Source organism: Sphingobium sp. PAMC28499 (assembly GCF_004795815.1).
GTDB classification, from domain to species: Bacteria; Pseudomonadota; Alphaproteobacteria; order Sphingomonadales; family Sphingomonadaceae; genus Sphingobium; species Sphingobium yanoikuyae.
The window spans coordinates 83,924-101,167 of record NZ_CP039248.1 but is presented as its reverse complement, the minus strand read 5'-3'; the positions used below and the strand labels follow the sequence as shown (position 1 = coordinate 101,167).

Here is a 17,244-nt window from a genome sequence, read left to right as displayed (position 1 = left end):
GGCCGATCCTGTCCAGCGGTCCGCCCGATCATCGCACCGGACAGGCGGCGAGGGCGGCGGCGATCGCATCATAAAAGGGTTTGGGCCGCAGCGCATCGTCGAAGGGGTTGCCGCGCATGGGCAGGCCGTCGGGCCGGCGCCTCCGGGTCGGATAGCTGTCGCGATTGAGATTGGAATAGCGATCGCTGAGGCCCCAGCAGATGATCTGGGAGACATTGCGATGGCTGAGCGTGATGTCGAGATAGCCCTTCACAAAGGCGGCGATTTCGGCATCGCGTCTGGCCGGCTCCTGGTCGCTCAGATGGCGGTCGGCGCAATCCAGTTCGGTGATCAGCACCGTCATGCCCATGGCGTCCAGTTCGGCAAGGAAGCGATTCCAGGCCCGTTCGTCGCGGCCGCGGCCCAGCGTATTGCCCAGATGGCTCTGGATGCCGATGGCATTGACCGGCACGCCGCGCTTGAGCGCCTGTTCCAGCACGCGCAGCACGGCGTCGCGATGATCGGGATTCTGCTCCCAGCTCATATTGCCATTATAGACGCGCTGCGCATGGGGGGCATATTGCGCCATCAGCTGAAAGGCGAGGTCGAAGAAGCCCAGACCAAGGATGCGGGTGTAGATCGAGTTCTTCAATTGTCCGCTCTGGACGACGAACGCCTCGTTCACGCAGTCCCATGATTCGATCTGGGGGAAGGTGGTCGCAAGATAGCGGGCATGGTCGTTCATCAGGGCGATGAGCGGGGCGCCCCCTTTCTGCGCCAGCGTCGCCTCACTGGCGATCAGCCAGCCGGGCACCCGATCATCCTGATTCCATACGAACGTATGGCCCCGCGGCGACATGCGGTGGCGGCTGGCGAAGCGCAGGACGCGCAGCGCCTTTGCCGGGTTGCGCTGTCCCTCCCTGGCTTCGAGATATTTCCATTTGAAATTATTCTCGGCAGTCAGCACCGAACATTCCCGGACGATCAACTGGGCAAAGGCCGGATCGTCCAGATGGGTGGGCGATACGGCGGTGCCAAAGCGCAGGCCCCGGCTGCGGGCGATGGCGTCGAGACCGGAAGGCGGCGCGACGGCCAGGCCGGGCGCGCAGGACAGGGCCGGGATGGCGCCCGCCGTCAGCGACAGCATGTGCCGGCGGGACAGGGGCGGGCCATGGTCTTTCATGCTGCATTTGTCCGAGTGGAGAGGCGCAGAGGCAATCGGTAATTGGCCGGAGGGGGCTGCCCGCAAAAAAAAGGGCCGCCCCATGCGGGACGGCCCAATGCTTCTGTTGCCGGGGAGCTGCTGTCAGAAGCGGAATTTGAGCGCGGCGCGATAGCTCTGATAGCTGAGGTTGCCGCGCCAGGCGGTGGTGTCGGCCGACAGGCTGATGTCGACATTGCCGGTGCTGAGGGTCAGGCCGCCGCCCACTTCGCCCCAATTCTTGTCCGAGCCACCCAGCGCGAAGGGCGCGAGCGATCCGGTGCCGCCGACGAAATTGGCCAGGAAATAGGCCGGCTGGTCGCGGAACTCATGGACATAATTGGCGGTCAGATAGGGCTTGAACCCGCCGACATCGATCTTCGCCGTGGCCCCCAGGCGACCCTGCGCGCTCTGGATCGCATGGCGATGGATCACCAGCGCGGTGTCGCCGCCATATTCAGCGAGGTTGCCGCCGCTGATATAGGCGCCGCGCAGGGAGGCGCGCGGCGTGATGGTGAAGGCGTCGCCACCCAGCGGCGCGCCGATGCCGATCTCACCCGACAGGGCCAGCTGCTGGTCGCTGCCGCGCAGCGTGTAGGGGGTGGTGCCGACCGCGAAGGCACGCTTGGTCTTGCTGGTGAGGGTGCCGGCACTGCCGACGCCATCCAGAACCACGCCGCCCAGATCCCAATTGCCATAGACGGTGGCCTGGTACAGGCGGGCACGGGCGGTGTCGCCGATGCCGGTATTGCCCTTGAGCTCGCTGAAGGAGGCGGCCAGGCCGATCACGGCATCGTCGCCGATCATCTTTTCGATGCCGGCCGCACCATACCAGCCGTCGAACTTGTCGCGGCCGGTGGTGATGGCGCCCCGCATCGGATCGCTCTTGCCGTCGATATAGCCGCCGGCGATGAAGGCGCTGACGTCTTCAGGCAGGGCATTTTCCTGGGTGACGGTTTCGTTGCCGCCGCCCTGATCCATGCCCAGGTTCAGATTGTTCATGCTGAGCGCGGCGAGCTGGAGCGGCTGCCCGGTCATGGTCAGCGTGCCGCCCATGCTGCCGCCGCTGACGCGTGCCAGGCGATCGCGATAGAAGCGGGCCATATTGTCGTTCAGCACTTCGGACATGGAGGTGCGGAGCGCTTCGGTACGCGGCGCCATGGCTTCGAGCGACGCCTGGATCGCGGCGACGCTCAGCAGGTCGGCCTCACCATAAAGGGTGGCATAATTGCCGTAGAGGGCACGGTTCTGATCGAGCAGGCGGGCAAAGCTGGTCTGCACCTGCGAGCCGCCATTGACGACGCCGGCATAGGTGCCGGCATCGATCGTGACGCTGACACTGTTGGCGCCATAGGTCAGCACGGGCTTCAGGATGGCGCTGATGTTGGTCGGCGTGTCGAACGTGCCTTCGACGCCGCCTTCCGCGGTCAGGAAAGTGTAGCGGCTGCCATAGCGCAGCTTGGCGCCGGTCGCCGCGCCGAAGACGACCTTGCCATCGACCGCCGCGATGCCTTCGACATCATCGGTGGCCTTGACCGCGAGCAGATCGGAACCGCTGCTGCCAAGGTCGACATGCAGCGTGCTGCCCGAGGAGAGGATGGCATTACCCTCGACCGTGAGTGTGCCGACCGTGCCGATGCCGCCAGGCGCGACCACGCCCATGATGTTGGTGAAATAGGGGGTGCGCAGCGTGCCCTTGCCTGAGAGCAGGCCCGAGAGCAGCAGATAGTCGCCCGGCGTTTCGACCGTGCCATCGACATTCACCACGCCGGCGAGATGATTGATGTCCATCAGGCTGGTGAGCGACCCGGCGCTGGTCACGTCGAGCGTCGAGCCGGTGCCCGAGATGGTGAAGCGATCGACGGTGGCGTCGATGTCGAGCGTGGTCTTGCCGGCGGCGCTGAGCGTGACGTCATAATAGCGACCGACGACGCCCTGCGCCGCGACAGGGTCGATATTGTTCGGCACGAAATTGGTGGCGCCGGGCAGACCGTTGGCCAGGGTCGCGGCGGGCAGGACGGCATCGCCCTCCGCCTGGGCCTCCACGATGGCCTCGTCCGCCAGGCTGGCGGCACCATCGGACGGGCTGCGCTCGGCGATCTCGACCTTGCCCTTGTTGTCGGCGACGGTCTTGCTGCCGCTGGTGGTGGTCGCGTCGGTCGCCTCGACCGGCTCGCCATTGATCAGCAGCGTGTCGGTGCCGACGTCGTAACAGGCGTCGTCCGAGCCATCATTGGGCTGGTAGCAGACCTGGCCGAACTTCTGCGCATCATCCTCGCCAAAGGCGCCAGCGCCGGGCGTGGTCGGCACGCCGTTCACCAACGATCCGTTGCTGTCGATGATCATGTAATTGGGATCGAGCGCCGTCACCCAGTGGCTGGCGTCGCTCCATTTGCCGTCGCCGGCCTTGGCCGTGGCGTAGCGATAGGGATTATTCTGCGCGATCCAGTCCCAGAAGAGATAGAGCGGCTGATAGAAGGCGGAGCCGCCATAAGAGCTTTGCGGCTGTTCCAGGAAATAGCGGCTGCCGCCCGACAGGACGCCCAGCACCACCTTCTGGTCAAAGGTCTGGTCGAGGATCAGCGGGCCGCCGGAATCGCCGCCAGCGGTATTGCCTTCATTGGGAAGCGCATCGTCCTTGAAGACATTGAAGTCGAATTCGTTGGTCCGGGTCGGATCGTCGAAGTCGGTCTGGTAGAGATTCTGGGTGTAGCCACCGCCTTCGCCGAACAGGAAGATGTCGATATCGTCGAGCGAGCCGAGCATGCCGAGGAAATTCTCGGCCACCTTGCGGCGATAATCGATGCCATAGCTGTTGCCGGTGGTGCCGCTGCCGCTGCGGCCATAGCCGGTGATCGTCACGTGATAGCCGGTGCCGGTCGTGTCGCTGATGCTTTCCGGCGCGGGCAGGGCGGAAAAGAGCATCGCCCAGGTCGGCACGTCGCTGGCCGGCGTGTCGAGCGTGGCCATCGCCGTGTCGCCATAGAGGAAGCTGAGCGCCGGCGGATCGAGCGAGTCCGGATTATAGGCGATATTGTTGACGTTATAGACGCTGAGCGCGGTGTTGGTGCGATAGCCGTTGCTGATCCAGTTGACGAGGCCGGGACGGGCGTTGCTCTGGAAGGCGAAGGCGACGGGAATGCCGTCATTCACCGTGCTGTAGGTGCTGGGGTCATAGTCATTGACGCAGTGGGCGGCGAAAATGACTGTGCGCGGATTGATCAGCGTGCCGGTGCAGACATAGCCGTCGGCGCGATACATGATGCCGACGCCGTTCACATCGGTGCCATCGACGATGTCGGCCGGCGTATTATTGTCGTTCGGCACGACGGCATGAGCCGCCGGTGCGATGCTCAGAGCGGACAGAGCGGCCGATGCCAAAAGGGCAGAACGACCGGCGCGTGCCAACAGGCCCGCGCCATTCTTACGAATGCGCATGATGTTAACTCCCCAAAGACCGTTGGCGAGGCTATGCAGCTATCAGGCGCAAGACAATTGCCCAAAAATGAAAGTTTCTGTCATGTATCCAAAAAGACACAATGTTATCTTTGCGTTATGAATATCCAGCCTTGATTGATTGATCCGGCGGTCATGCCGTTTTCTATGTTAACGGTATCGATTATGTAATTTATGCAAATGTAATGGGTTGAAGAAATGCCGGGGGTTTTCGGCTTGTTTCCCGCCCACTTGCGGAAGCGGGCGGTTCCGCTTAAGCATGAAGGCAAGTTCCGATCGGATTTGCGCGGTCGGCGATTGATGAAGTGAGATACGGCCTTGGTGCAGCATAGCCGCCCATCGCCGCAGAGTTCCGGCCCGGTTGGCCGCGTTTCGGGCAAGTCCGCCCGTTCCGGTTCGGGTAATGGGAGCAAGGCTGCGGCCATTACGCCCCCGTCGAAGCAACGGGGCCTTTATCCCTACACGGCGCGTGACCGCCGATCCTATGCGGCAATCGATCTGGGTACCAATAATTGCCGTCTGCTGATCGCCAAGCCGTCAGCGGACGGGTTCATCGTGGTCGATGCCTTTTCCCGGATCGTGCGTCTGGGCGAGGGGCTGGCGGCCACCGGGCGGATCAGCGATGCGGCGATCGACCGGGCCATCGCTGCGCTGTCGGTCTGTGCCGACAAGCTGCGGCGGCGCCATGTGACGCTGGCGCGGTCGGTCGCGACCGAGGCCTGTCGGCGGGCGAGCAATGGCGCCGAGTTCATCCAGCGCGTCTATCGCGAGACCGGGATCGCGCTCGACATCATCAGCGCACAGGAAGAGGCGCGGCTGGCGGTGCTGGGGTGCCATGCGCTGCTGGAAGAGGGCAATGGCCCGGCGCTGATCTTCGACATTGGCGGTGGATCGACCGAATTGGTGCTGGTCGATTCCCATTGCGACGGCGCGCCGCGCATCGTCGATTGGGTGAGCGCGCCCTGGGGCGTGGTGTCGCTGACCGAGAGTGAATTGTTCGACCATGCCAATCCGGCCGAGCGGCTGGCCGCCTATGGCCGGATGCGCGCGCGCGTGGCCGAGGCGTTCGCGCCGCTCGCCCGTCGCCTGCCGCAGGGCGAAGCCGGCATCAGGCTGCTGGGCACGTCGGGCACGGTGACGACTTTGGCCAGCCTGCACCTTGACCTGCCGCGCTATGACAGGCAGGCGATCGATGGGTTGATCGTGCCGAGCAGTTCGATGCGCGCGATTTCCGAACGGCTGTCGACCATGGCGCTGGCGGATCGGCAACGATTGCCCTGCATCGGCACGGAGCGCGCCGACCTGGTGGTCGCGGGCTGTGCCATTTTGGAATCGATCCTCGACATCTGGCCGGCCGAGCGACTGGGCGTCGCCGACCGCGGCATTCGCGAGGGCATATTGCGCGGCCTGATGGACCGCCATGGAGCAACGACGTGAGGGGTTCTGGCGCAGGCAAGGTGCGGGTGAAATCCGCCAAGGGGCGCACCGCGCAGTCGGTGCGCTGGCTGGAGCGACACCTGAACGACCCCTATGTCCACAAGGCCAAGCAGGAAGGCTGGCGCAGCCGCGCCGCCTTCAAGCTGATCGAGCTGGACGAGAAATTCCATTTCGTGAAGGGATCGCGCGCGGTCGTCGATCTGGGCGTGGCACCGGGCGGCTGGGCACAGGTGATCCGCAAGATGGCGCCGAAGGCGGCGGTGGTCGGCATCGACCTGCTGCCGGTCGATCCGATTCCCGGCGTCACCCTGTTCGAAATGGACTTCATGGACGACAAGGCGCCCGACCTGCTGCGCGACGCGCTGGGGCAGGAGCCGGACCTGGTGATTTCCGACATGGCGGCCAATACGGTGGGCCATGCCCAGACCGACCATCTGCGCACCATGGGGCTGGTCGAGGCGGCCGCCGACTTTGCCGTGCAGAATCTGCGCAAGGGCGGTACCTTCGTCGCCAAGGTCTTTGCCGGTGGCACCGACGCGGAGCTGCTGGCGGTGCTCAAGAAGCATTTCACCACGATCAAGCATGCCAAGCCGCCGGCGAGCCGCAAGGGCAGCGTCGAATGGTATGTCGTGGCGCAGGGATTCAAGGGACGGCCGGACGCGCAGGACTAACAGGAACAAGCGATCGGCCGCCTTCATGGGGGAAGAAGGGGGCGGGGCCTTTGGTAGCGACGGTTTCGACGGTGGCCTATCTGGGCCTGGAGGCGCGCACGGTCGAAGTGCAGTGCCAGCTTGTTCCGGGATTGCCCGCCTTCATCGTCGTCGGCCTGCCCGACAAGGCGGTGGCCGAAAGCCGCGAGCGGGTGCGCAATGCGATCGCCGCGATCGGCCTGTCGCTGCCACCCAAGCGGATCACCGTCAATCTCTCGCCCGCCGACCTGCCCAAGGAAGGGTCGCATTTCGACCTGCCGATCGCGATCGCGCTGCTCGGCGCGATGGGGGTGATCGATGCCGAGACGCTGGCGGGCTATATCGTCGTCGGCGAACTGGGGCTGGACGGGCGCACCGCGCCGTCGCCCGGTGTATTGCTGGCGGCGCTGCATGCCGGCGAGCAGGATCTGGGGCTGGTCTGTCCGGCGGCGCAGGGGAGTGAGGCGGCCTGGGCGGGGCAGGTGGAGGTCGTGGCCACGCCCGATCTCCTCAGCCTGCTCAATCATTTCAAGGGCACGGCTGCACTGTCGCCGCCCCAGCCCGGCGCGGTCGAGCCGCCGATCCGGGCCGCTGACCTGCGCCAGGTGAAGGGGCAGGAAAGCGCCAAGCGCGCGCTGGAGATCGCGGCGGCCGGCGGCCATAATCTGCTGATGGTCGGGCCGCCGGGGGCGGGCAAGTCGCTGATGGCGAGCTGCCTGCCCGGAATATTGCCCGAGCTGACGCCGACTGAGGCGCTGGAAACGTCGATGGTCGCGAGCGTCGCCGGCACGCTGGAGGGCGGACGGATCAGCCGCGCCCGGCCGTTCCGCAATCCGCATCATAGCGCATCGATGGCGGCCTTGGTCGGTGGTGGCCTCAAGGCGCGGCCTGGCGAGGTCAGCATGGCCCATTTGGGCGTGCTGTTCCTGGATGAGCTGCCGGAGTTTCAGCGGGTGGTGCTGGATTCGCTGCGCCAGCCGCTGGAGAGCGGCGAGGTCAGCGTGGCGCGCGCCAACGCCCATGTCACCTTCCCGGCGCGGGTGCAGCTGATCGCGGCGATGAATCCCTGCCGCTGTGGCCATCTGTCCGACCCGGCGCTGGCCTGTTCCCGCGCGCCGCGCTGCGCCAGCGATTATCAGGCCAAGGTGTCCGGACCGCTGCTCGATCGCATCGACCTGCATGTCGAGGTGCAGGCGGTGACGGCGGCCGATCTGGTGCTGCCGCCGCCGGCCGAGGGATCGGCGGAGGTGGCGGCGCGGGTTGCGGCGGCCCGCACGCTGCAGACCCGGCGCTATGCCGGCAGCAAGGTGCGGACCAATGCGGAGGTCGATGGCGAGCGACTGGAGGATGTGGCCGGGCCGGACGAGGCCGGGCGGCAATTACTGGCGCAGGCCGCCGCCGCGATGAAGCTGTCGGCGCGCGGCTATACGCGGGTGTTGCGGGTGGCACGCACCATCGCCGACCTGGCCGGTGCGGAGCAGGTCGGCCGGGTGCATGTGGCCGAGGCGCTGAGCTACCGGCGGCGCGCGCCGGTCAACTGAGTGCTCAGGCAGCGCTGTCGCTGGTGATGAGCTTGAGGTCGGCGGCCGCGACCGGGCCATTATCCTTGTGGGCAAAGCGGCCTTCGACCCGGCTGCCGGCCTCGATCGTGATCCGTTCATAGGTCACGTCGCCGGTGATGCGGGCGGTGCTTTCGACCACCAGTTCCTCGGCGCTGATCGATCCGTCGACGAGCCCCGCCAGGCGCGCGCTCTGCGCGGTGACATGGCCGATGATGCGGCTGTCGGGGCCCTGGACCAGCGCGGCGCAGCGAATGTCGCCGTCGATCACGCCATCGACATGCAGGTCGACGGTCGCGGCGAGATTGCCGGTGATCGTCACGTCGCTGCCGATCAGCGAGAAGGGGGTGTGCTTAGCCCCGGTTGCCGACATCGGCGAGACGGGCCGTGGCGATTTGCTGGACTTGGAGAACATCTTTGCGGGCCTCGAGGAAACGGCGGGGATTGATGGGATCGCCGTTGACGCGCACCTCGAAATGAAGATGCGTGCCGGTCGAGCGGCCGGTGGAGCCCATGCGGGCGATCTGGTCACCGCGCGCGACCTGCTGGCCGACACGGGCATTGAAGCCGGACAGGTGGGCGTAGCGGGTCATGATGCCATTGCCATGGGTGACTTCCACGACATTGCCATAGCCGCTGCGCTGGCCGACATAGCTGACCTTGCCGGGGGCGGCGGCCAGGATCGGCTGGCCATAGCGGCCGGGAAAGTCGAGCCCGGCATGAAAGGCGGCGTGACCGTTGAACGGGTCGCGGCGATAGCCATAGGAGCTGCTGAGCATCGGCGTGCCGGTCGGCTGGCCCGACGGGATGCGCAGCAGGCTGGTTTCCAGAAATTCCATGCGGGAAAGCGCGGTGGCGAGCTTTTCCAGCTCGGCCGGCATCGCATCTTCATCGCCATGCCAGGGGACGAACGGGCCACCCTGGGCGCGGGCGGCATTGCGGGCGAGCGCGTCGGGATTGAGGCCGAAGCTGCGGATTGCGGCGGCGGCCTTCTGCGTCCGGGCTTCGACGGCGCTGGTCAGCAGGGCGGCGAAGCGGCGCTGGCGGGCATCGACCTGCATCAGCGGCGCGGCTTCGGGCGCCATGCTGATCTTGGTGTCGAGCTTGCCCTGGCCGGCCTTGTCCGTGGCGGCGTCCGCCTTGCCGACCGGGGCATTGGCCGCAGCGTCGCCGGGTTCGCCGAAATGGGTCTTGTAGAGATCGTCGATGAAATCCTGGCGCGCTTCCAGGTCATGGGCGAGGTCGTTCACCGACTTGCGATAGCCATCGACCTTGCGTGCCTTGCTGGCCACGGCCGCGCCCTTGGCATCCAGCATCGCGCGGTCATGGGCGACGGCGGCGCTGCTCGCCAGCATCGACACGGTAACCGCGCCCCAGCCGACCAGGCCGGTCGACAGGATGCCGAGCGCCATGAGCTGGGCGCGCTTGGAAATGCGGATGAACTTCACCTGGCCGCCCGAGCGCAGGAAGATTTCCCGCTCCGGGCACAAGGCACTGAGCCTGGCCCAGAGGGTGGCGACCCCCTTCTTCTTGCGCTGCGACAATTGCGACCCCGTAACTATTTATTTCGGTGAGTCGGGCCGGTAGCAAAAGAAGATCGGACGCGCGAATCCACAGCCGCGGACTCGTGACGAGTCGAAGCTAAACCGGGACGAAATGATCTTCGCCCCATTTGGTTCCCTGGCTTTGAAAATATTTTTCGCGATCCGCTTCAGCTTCGGCGGGCGAAGCGGGAGGGCTCAAGAAAGCTGGGTAATTGCGATGCCGGAACGGCAGCGCTCCAATAATAGCCCTGGCCATAATGGCAACCACCTGATCGCAAATATTCCAGTTGTTCAATCGTTTCGACGCCTTCGGCGACGGTTTTCACGCCCAGGCTGTAGGCGAGGTTGAGCACGGTGCGCACGATGGCGGCATCATCCGGGTCGGTTTCCAGGTCGCGCACAAAGCCCTTGTCGATCTTGATGACGTCGATCGGAAACTGCTTGAGGTGGGACAGCGAGGCATAGCCGGTGCCGAAATCGTCAAGGGCGATGGCCATGCCGGCCTGGCTGAGGCGCTGAAGATTGCGTTCGACCACATCGACATTGCGGCCGAGGAAGACGGATTCGGTGACTTCCAGCTCGATCCGGCGCGGTTCGACATCGGCATGGGCGAGGCGGGTGAGCAACCGGTCGGGGAAGGCGCGGTCGTGCAGTTCGACGCCGGGGACATTGACCGCGACATGGCCGAAATCGATGCCAGCGCTGATCCAGGCCCGGCAATCGGCCAGCACCTGGTCGATCATCCGCTCGGTGATCTTGCGGCCCAGTTCGGGATGTTCGAAGGCGGCCAATATCTGGTCGGGCATCATCAGCGTGCCGTCCGGGCGGACGCAGCGCAGCAGCGCCTCGAAGCCGATGACTCGGCCATCCTGCAGGTCGACCTTTGGCTGATACCAGGGCACGGGCTGGGCATGGGCGAGCGCGTCGCGGGCCCGTTCCAGCATCCGCGCCTCGGTCTGCCAGCTTTCCAGCAGGCCGGGTTCGAACAGGCAGGCACGTCCGCGTCCGCTATTCTTCGCCTCATACAGCGCGATGTCGGCATGCTTCATCAGGTCGATCATGTCGCCGGCATGATCGGGATAGAGGGCGACGCCCATGCTGACGCGGCAATCAATGTCCCGCCCGCCATGGCGCAGCGGCATGTGCAGGCGCGCGATCATGCGGCTGAGGATGGTGTCGAGGTCGGCCAGGCCGCGCAAGCGGGTGAGGATGACGGCGAACTCGTCGCCGCCCATGCGCGCGATCATGTCGGCGGGGCGTACCGAGTCGCGCAGCCGTTCCGCCACGGCGCACAGCAGGGCGTCGCCGGCATCGTGGCCGGCGCTGTCGTTGATCCGCTTGAACTCGTCGACGTCGATCAGCACGACCGCCATCTGGCCGCCGGATCGTTCGGTCGACTGGGCCGCCTGCATCAGGCTGGCCATGAAATGGGATCGGTTGGCGAGGCCGGTCAGGGCGTCGGTCATCGCCAGATGGGCAAGATGGCGTTCGGCCTGCTTGCGGTCGGTGATGTCGACGATGCTGGCAAGGATGCATTGTTCGCCGGCGAGCAGGATCGGGCGGGCGCCCAGCAGGACATCGCGGATAATGCCTTCGTCATTGGCGAGGCAGCATTCGTCATTGTCGATGCTGTCGCCCCGCGTCAGCCGATCGAGCAGACGCAGCGGCGGGGCATGGTCGACGATCAGCGCCAGTCGGGCGACATCGTCCGCGGTGCCCAGATTGCGTGTGGCGGAATCGTTCATGCGCAGGACGGTGCCGTCGTCGCGGATGACGATCAGCGGCAGCGGCACGGTCATGAACAGTCGTTCGAGCGCTTCGCCATTGGCGGCGAGTGCGACGCGGGCGGCCTGCGCGTCCTGGCTGGCGGTCCATTCCAGGCGCTGCAACCGGTTGGTGCGGGCGATCGCGATCCACATGCCGCAATGGAGCATCAGCACCGCCATGATCATGCCGGGCATGGTCGGCGATAGAGGGGCGGGGGCCAGATAGCCGATCAGCAGGGCGACGCCGCAGCCCAGGCCACCGCCGACATTGCCGCGGAAGCTGGTCGGCACCACCAGATAGAAGACGAGCGGCAGCATCACCAGGACGAAGATGGCGATGTCGCTCCGCGAGGAGACGAGGAAGGCGACGCCGATGGCGGTGATGCATTGCCAGGCGAAACAGATGCGTTCGACCGCCTTGAAACTGTGCATGTAGCGGCACAGGCCCAGGCTGACGAGTGACCAGAACACCACGACCAGGCGGGCGGGCACCGCGACCCAGAAATGGGCCGTCCCGGCAAAGCGCCAGTCGCTCAGCAGGAAGAGGGTGTTGAGCAGCGCCGACAAGGCGAAGAGCAGATGGGCGTGGCGACGCGATTCGGGCAGTCGATCGGCCTGGAAGGCGGCCTCCCGTTCCGGGCTGTGGAACTCGCCGCTAATGCGGGAAAGTGCAATCACGACTGGTCCATCTGGATATGGGGGCTGCGGGGAAAGATCCCATAATCTGCAGCATGTTAGCAAAATGATAAAATGTCATTCACTATGTGGCGCGCGCATCTACGCGCGCCTTTGGGCGCCGTGCTTGACCCTTCCGTCCCCCGTCGCTATAGGGCCGCTGCCCCGCGCTATGCGTCTGGAAGACTCGTTTTCCCGCCGCTTTCCGGGGCAAGCACTAGAGCTGAACATTATCGGCTGTCCCTGCGGCTCCGGGCGGATCTTGTCCGTCGGGGGCCTTTGCCGTTCGGAATTTTCGTGATTCCGGCCGGTCAGGAACGCAGGTGGCGTCCGGTAAAGTAACTGAAAAGGTGAAGGGCTTCATGCCAACAATCAACCAGCTGGTCCGTAAGGGCCGCGAACTGCAGAAGACCAAGTCCAAGGTCCCTGCGATGGATGCGAACCCGCAGAAGCGTGGCGTTTGCACCCGCGTCTACACGACGACCCCGAAGAAGCCGAACTCGGCTCTCCGTAAGGTGGCGAAGGTGCGTCTGGTCAACCAGCGCGAAGTCATCACCTACATCCCGGGTGAAGGCCACAACCTCCAGGAACACAGCGTCGTGCTGATCCGTGGCGGCCGTGTGCGAGATCTTCCGGGCGTGCGCTATCACGTTCTTCGCGGCGTTCTGGATACCCAGGGCGTCAAGGATCGCAAGCAGAGCCGTTCGAAGTACGGCGCCAAGCGTCCGAAGTAAGGGGAGAACAGTAATATGTCACGTCGTCGTCGCCCCGAAAAGCGCGTTATCCTGCCGGATCCCAAGTTCGGTGATATCGTGCTGTCGAAGTTCATGAACAGCATCATGCAGGACGGCAAGAAGGCCGTCGCCGAGTCCATCGTTTACGGTGCGCTCGATACTGTCGAAGCGAAGTCCAAGAAGGACCCGATCGGCATGTTCCATGACGCGCTGAACAATGTGAAGCCCGGCATCGAAGTCCGCAGCCGCCGCGTCGGCGGTGCGACTTACCAGGTCCCCGTCGAAGTGCGCCCCGAGCGCGCCCAGGCGCTGGCGATCCGCTGGCTGATCACGGCTTCGCGCAACCGCAGCGAAACCACCATGGCCGCCCGTCTGTCGGGTGAGTTGCTGGACGCTGCCAACAACCGCGGCAATGCCGTCAAGAAGCGCGAAGATACGCACCGCATGGCGGAAGCGAACCGCGCCTTCTCGCACTACCGCTGGTAACAGCAGGGCGGGCGCTTATGTGCCCGCCTTGTTATTTGGTTTCCAAAATCGGTCCGTTCGCCGTGGGTGGCTACCCATGGCGAACGGATTGGTTTAGGGGCCACGCGCAGAATTAACGAATCCCCAACCGCCGGCGCGCCGGCAACGGAGAAGCATCATGGCCCGCAGCCATCCGCTCGAACGCTATCGCAATTTCGGTATCATGGCGCATATCGACGCCGGCAAGACCACCACGACCGAGCGTATCCTTTACTACACCGGCAAGTCCTACAAGATCGGCGAAGTCCATGACGGCGCCGCGACCATGGACTGGATGGAGCAGGAGCAGGAGCGTGGTATCACCATCACCTCGGCTGCAACGACCTGCATCTGGAACGACCACCGCCTGAACATCATCGACACCCCCGGCCACGTCGACTTCACCATCGAAGTCGAACGCTCGCTGCGCGTGCTCGACGGTGCGGTTGCCGCGTTCGACGGCGTTGCCGGCGTTGAGCCGCAGTCGGAAACCGTGTGGCGCCAGGCGGACAAGTACAAGGTTCCGCGGATGTGCTTCATCAACAAGCTCGACCGCACCGGTGCCGACTTCTATTATTGCGTGCAGACGATCATCGACCGTCTGGGCGCGACCCCGGCCGTCCTGTATCTGCCCATCGGCGCAGAGTCGGACTTCAAGGGCCTGGTCGACCTGGTCGAGAACCGCGCGATCATCTGGAAGGATGAGAGCCTGGGCGCCGAATTCTACTATGAAGAAATTCCGGCCGACCTCGCCGACAAGGCTGCCGAATATCGCGAAAAGCTGATCGAGCTTGCCGTCGAGCAGGACGATGCCGCGATGGAAGCCTATCTGGAAGGCAATCTGCCCGACACCGCGACCCTCAAGAAGCTGATCCGCAAGGGTACGCTGGGTCACGCCTTCGTGCCGGTGCTGTGCGGTTCGGCGTTCAAGAACAAGGGCGTTCAGCCGCTGCTCGACGCCGTCGTCGACTATCTGCCGAGCCCGCTCGACATCGAAGACGTCCAGGGCGTCAAGATGGACGGCGAAACCCCCGACAGCCGTCCGACCTCGGACGACGCACCCTTCTCGGGCCTGGCGTTCAAGATCATGAACGACCCGTTCGTCGGCTCGCTGACCTTCCTGCGCATCTATTCGGGCACCCTGACCAAGGGCACCTACCTGAACTCGGTGAAGGACAAGAAGGAAAAGATCGGCCGTATGCTCCTCATGCATGCGAACAGCCGTGAAGACATCGACACCGCCTATGCCGGCGACATCGTCGCGCTGGCCGGCATGAAGGAAACCACCACCGGTGATACGCTGTGCGCCGAGCGCCAGCCGATCATCCTGGAGCGGATGGAATTCCCCGAGCCGGTCATCGAACTGTCGGTGGAACCCAAGACCAAGGCCGACCAGGAAAAGATGGGCGTCGCCCTCAACCGCCTGGCCGCCGAAGATCCCTCGTTCCGCGTCTCGACCGATCACGAATCGGGCCAGACCATCATCAAGGGCATGGGCGAACTTCACCTCGAAATCCTGGTCGACCGCATGAAGCGCGAGTTCAAGGTCGAGGCGAATGTCGGTGCGCCGCAGGTGGCCTATCGCGAATATCTCAAGAAGGCCGTCGACGTCGACTACACCCACAAGAAGCAGTCGGGCGGTACCGGTCAGTTCGGCCGTATCAAGGTCAAGCTGACCCCCGGCGAGCGTGGTTCGGGCTTCGTCTTCAAGGACGAGATCAAGGGCGGTAACATTCCCAAGGAATATATCCCCGCGATCGAAAAGGGCATGCGCGAAACCGCTGCCACCGGTTCGCTGATCGGCTTCCCGATCATCGACTTCGAAGTGCTGCTCTATGACGGTGCGTACCATGACGTCGACTCGTCGGCGCTGGCGTTCGAAATCACCGGCCGCGCCGCGATGCGCGAAGCGGCGCAGAAGTCGGGCATCACCCTGCTCGAGCCGGTCATGAAGGTCGAAGTCGTGACCCCGGAAGAATATCTGGGCGACGTCATCGGCGACATGAACAGCCGTCGTGGCCAGATCCAGGGCACCGATACGCGCGGCAACGCGCAGGTGGTCGAGGCGATGGTCCCGCTGGCCAACATGTTCGGCTATGTGAACTCGCTGCGTTCCTTCACCCAGGGCCGCGCGAACTACTCGATGATCTTCTCGCACTATGACGAAGTGCCGCAGAATGTTGCGGACGAAGTCAAGGCGAAGATGGCCTGACGAGTTTCCCTGTCCGGGCCGTGCAATCGGCTCGGATAGGGGCTGGTAATCTGTGAATATGCTGCTATGGACGCGCCTTCGCGAGGCGCGGCCGAGCGGTCAGACCCAAGCTGATTTTGATTAGAAGGTAGGATAAAATGGCTAAGGCTAAGTTTGAGCGGAATAAGCCGCACTGCAACATCGGCACCATCGGTCACGTTGACCATGGTAAGACCTCGCTGACCGCGGCGATCACCAAGGTTCTCGCCGAAACCGGTGGTGCGACCTTTACCTCGTACGACAACATCGACAAGGCTCCCGAAGAGCGCGAGCGCGGCATCACCATCTCGACCGCCCACGTCGAGTATGAGACCGAAGCCCGTCACTACGCGCACGTCGACTGCCCGGGTCACGCTGACTACGTCAAGAACATGATCACCGGTGCCGCCCAGATGGACGGCGCGATCCTGGTCGTTTCGGCCACCGACGGCCCGATGCCGCAGACCCGTGAGCACATCCTGCTCGCCAAGCAGGTCGGCGTGCCGCAGCTCGTCGTGTTCATGAACAAGGTTGACCTGGTCGACGACGCCGAAATCCTCGAGCTGGTCGAGCTGGAAATCCGCGAACTGCTGAGCTCGTACGACTTCGACGGCGACAACATCCCCGTCATCGCCGGTTCGGCTGTCGCTGCCCTGCAGGACAAGACCCCGGAAATCGGCCACGACGCCGTTCTGAAGCTGATGGCTGCCGTTGACAGCTGGATCCCGCAGCCCGACCGTCCGGTCGACAAGCCCTTCCTGATGCCGATCGAAGACGTGTTCTCGATCTCGGGTCGTGGTACCGTCGTGACCGGCCGCGTCGAAACCGGCATCGTCAAGGTTGGTGAAGAAGTCGAAATCGTCGGCATCAAGCCCACCAAGAAGACCACCGTCACCGGCGTCGAAATGTTCCGCAAGCTGCTCGACCAGGGTCAGGCCGGCGACAACATCGGTGCGCTGATCCGTGGCGTGGGCCGTGAAGAAGTTGAGCGTGGTCAGGTTCTGGCCAAGCCCGGCTCGGTCACCCCGCACACCGAATTCGACGCCGAAGTCTACGTGCTGTCGAAGGAAGAAGGCGGCCGTCACACCCCGTTCTTCGCGAACTATCGTCCGCAGTTCTACTTCCGCACCACCGACGTGACCGGCGAAGTGATCCTCCCCGAGGGCACCGAGATGGTCATGCCTGGCGACAACGTGAAGCTCGGCGTCAAGCTGATCGCTCCGATCGCCATGGACTCGGGTCTGCGCTTCGCCATCCGTGAAGGCGGTCGTACCGTCGGCGCAGGGGTTGTCGGCACGATCTCGAAGTAATATAGGACCGCAGCGGCGCGAATCGCCCGATTCGCGCCGCTGAAGTTTTTTACCCGCCCCGGATCGCCTTTCTCCGGCTCGAATGAGCTAGAAGGGCAAAACGGGGCGGATATTTTTTTGTTGGCGTGTTTTTGTAAATCAACGGCTGCTCCGGCTGATT

At 64.4% G+C, this 17,244-nt stretch carries 12 protein-coding genes; 7 read left to right on the top strand and 5 right to left on the bottom strand.

What is annotated here, in order from left to right:
• Positions 1–28: 28 nt before the first annotated feature.
• Positions 29–1,162, bottom strand: coding sequence for an endo-1,4-beta-xylanase (locus E5554_RS00495; RefSeq protein WP_136185647.1), 1,134 nt, complete (start codon positions 1,160–1,162; stop codon positions 29–31).
• A 123-nt stretch (positions 1,163–1,285) separates the two neighbouring features.
• A complete protein-coding gene (locus E5554_RS00490) occupies positions 1,286–4,618 on the bottom strand; it encodes an autotransporter domain-containing protein (protein ID WP_136185646.1) in 3,333 nt (1,110 codons plus the stop codon).
• Between the two features lie 336 nt (positions 4,619–4,954).
• Between E5554_RS00490 and E5554_RS00485 the strand changes: the two genes are divergently transcribed.
• Genes E5554_RS00485 through E5554_RS00475 form a run of 3 tightly spaced genes read left to right on the top strand, consistent with a single transcriptional unit; the run spans position 4,955 to position 8,303 of the window.
• A complete protein-coding gene (locus E5554_RS00485; protein WP_010337284.1) occupies positions 4,955–6,073 on the top strand; it encodes a Ppx/GppA phosphatase family protein in 1,119 nt (372 codons plus the stop codon).
• Positions 6,070–6,744: an RlmE family RNA methyltransferase gene (locus E5554_RS00480; RefSeq protein ID WP_136185645.1), complete on the top strand. Its 675-nt coding sequence runs from the start codon at positions 6,070–6,072 to the stop codon at positions 6,742–6,744. The genes E5554_RS00485 and E5554_RS00480 overlap by 4 nt, the downstream gene beginning before the upstream one ends.
• A gap of 50 nt (positions 6,745–6,794) precedes the next feature.
• The gene (locus E5554_RS00475) at positions 6,795–8,303 is read left to right on the top strand and encodes a YifB family Mg chelatase-like AAA ATPase (RefSeq protein ID WP_136185644.1); all 1,509 of its coding nucleotides are present in this window, start codon (positions 6,795–6,797) and stop codon (positions 8,301–8,303) included.
• 4 nt (positions 8,304–8,307) lie between these two features.
• On the opposite strand, the gene E5554_RS00470 is transcribed toward E5554_RS00475, so the two are convergent.
• The 3 genes from E5554_RS00470 to E5554_RS00460 form a co-directional block, all read right to left on the bottom strand.
• A complete protein-coding gene (locus E5554_RS00470) occupies positions 8,308–8,694 on the bottom strand; it encodes a polymer-forming cytoskeletal protein (RefSeq protein WP_010337288.1) in 387 nt (128 codons plus the stop codon).
• A complete protein-coding gene (locus tag E5554_RS00465) occupies positions 8,675–9,865 on the bottom strand; it encodes a M23 family metallopeptidase (protein WP_136185643.1) in 1,191 nt (396 codons plus the stop codon). The genes E5554_RS00470 and E5554_RS00465 overlap by 20 nt, the downstream gene beginning before the upstream one ends.
• A 167-nt stretch (positions 9,866–10,032) precedes the next feature.
• Complete coding sequence (locus E5554_RS00460) at positions 10,033–12,309, bottom strand: EAL domain-containing protein (protein ID WP_136185642.1); 2,277 nt, start codon at positions 12,307–12,309, stop codon at positions 10,033–10,035.
• Positions 12,310–12,668: 359 nt separating this feature from the next.
• On the opposite strand from E5554_RS00460, the gene rpsL reads away from it, so the two are divergent.
• The 4 genes from rpsL to tuf all read left to right on the top strand — a co-directional run bounded on the left by rpsL (position 12,669) and on the right by tuf (position 17,084).
• A complete protein-coding gene (gene rpsL, locus E5554_RS00455) occupies positions 12,669–13,040 on the top strand; it encodes a 30S ribosomal protein S12 (RefSeq protein ID WP_004208728.1) in 372 nt (123 codons plus the stop codon).
• Between the two features lie 15 nt (positions 13,041–13,055).
• Positions 13,056–13,526 (top strand): 30S ribosomal protein S7, encoded by a 471-nt coding sequence (rpsG, locus tag E5554_RS00450; RefSeq protein WP_004208727.1) that lies wholly within the window; start codon positions 13,056–13,058, stop codon positions 13,524–13,526.
• Positions 13,527–13,683: 157 nt separating this feature from the next.
• Positions 13,684–15,756: an elongation factor G gene (fusA, locus tag E5554_RS00445; protein WP_004208726.1), complete on the top strand. Its 2,073-nt coding sequence runs from the start codon at positions 13,684–13,686 to the stop codon at positions 15,754–15,756.
• A gap of 137 nt (positions 15,757–15,893) precedes the next feature.
• Entirely contained in the window at positions 15,894–17,084 is a 1,191-nt protein-coding gene (gene tuf, locus E5554_RS00440) for an elongation factor Tu (RefSeq protein ID WP_004208725.1), read from the top strand.
• The last annotated feature ends 160 nt before the right edge of the window (positions 17,085–17,244 follow it).

Excerpts from the sequence above, each read along its gene's own strand:
- E5554_RS00490 (WP_136185646.1), bottom strand. The coding sequence starts at position 4,618 with ATGCGCATTCGTAAGAATGGCGCGGGCCTGTTGGCACGCGCCGGTCGT.
- tuf (WP_004208725.1), top strand. The coding sequence starts at position 15,894 with ATGGCTAAGGCTAAGTTTGAGCGGAATAAGCCGCACTGCAACATCGGC.
- E5554_RS00495 (WP_136185647.1), bottom strand. The coding sequence starts at position 1,162 with ATGAAAGACCATGGCCCGCCCCTGTCCCGCCGGCACATGCTGTCGCTG.
- rpsG (WP_004208727.1), top strand. The coding sequence starts at position 13,056 with ATGTCACGTCGTCGTCGCCCCGAAAAGCGCGTTATCCTGCCGGATCCC.
- E5554_RS00470 (WP_010337288.1), bottom strand. The coding sequence starts at position 8,694 with ATGTCGGCAACCGGGGCTAAGCACACCCCCTTCTCGCTGATCGGCAGC.
- fusA (WP_004208726.1), top strand. The coding sequence starts at position 13,684 with ATGGCCCGCAGCCATCCGCTCGAACGCTATCGCAATTTCGGTATCATG.
- rpsL (WP_004208728.1), top strand. The coding sequence starts at position 12,669 with ATGCCAACAATCAACCAGCTGGTCCGTAAGGGCCGCGAACTGCAGAAG.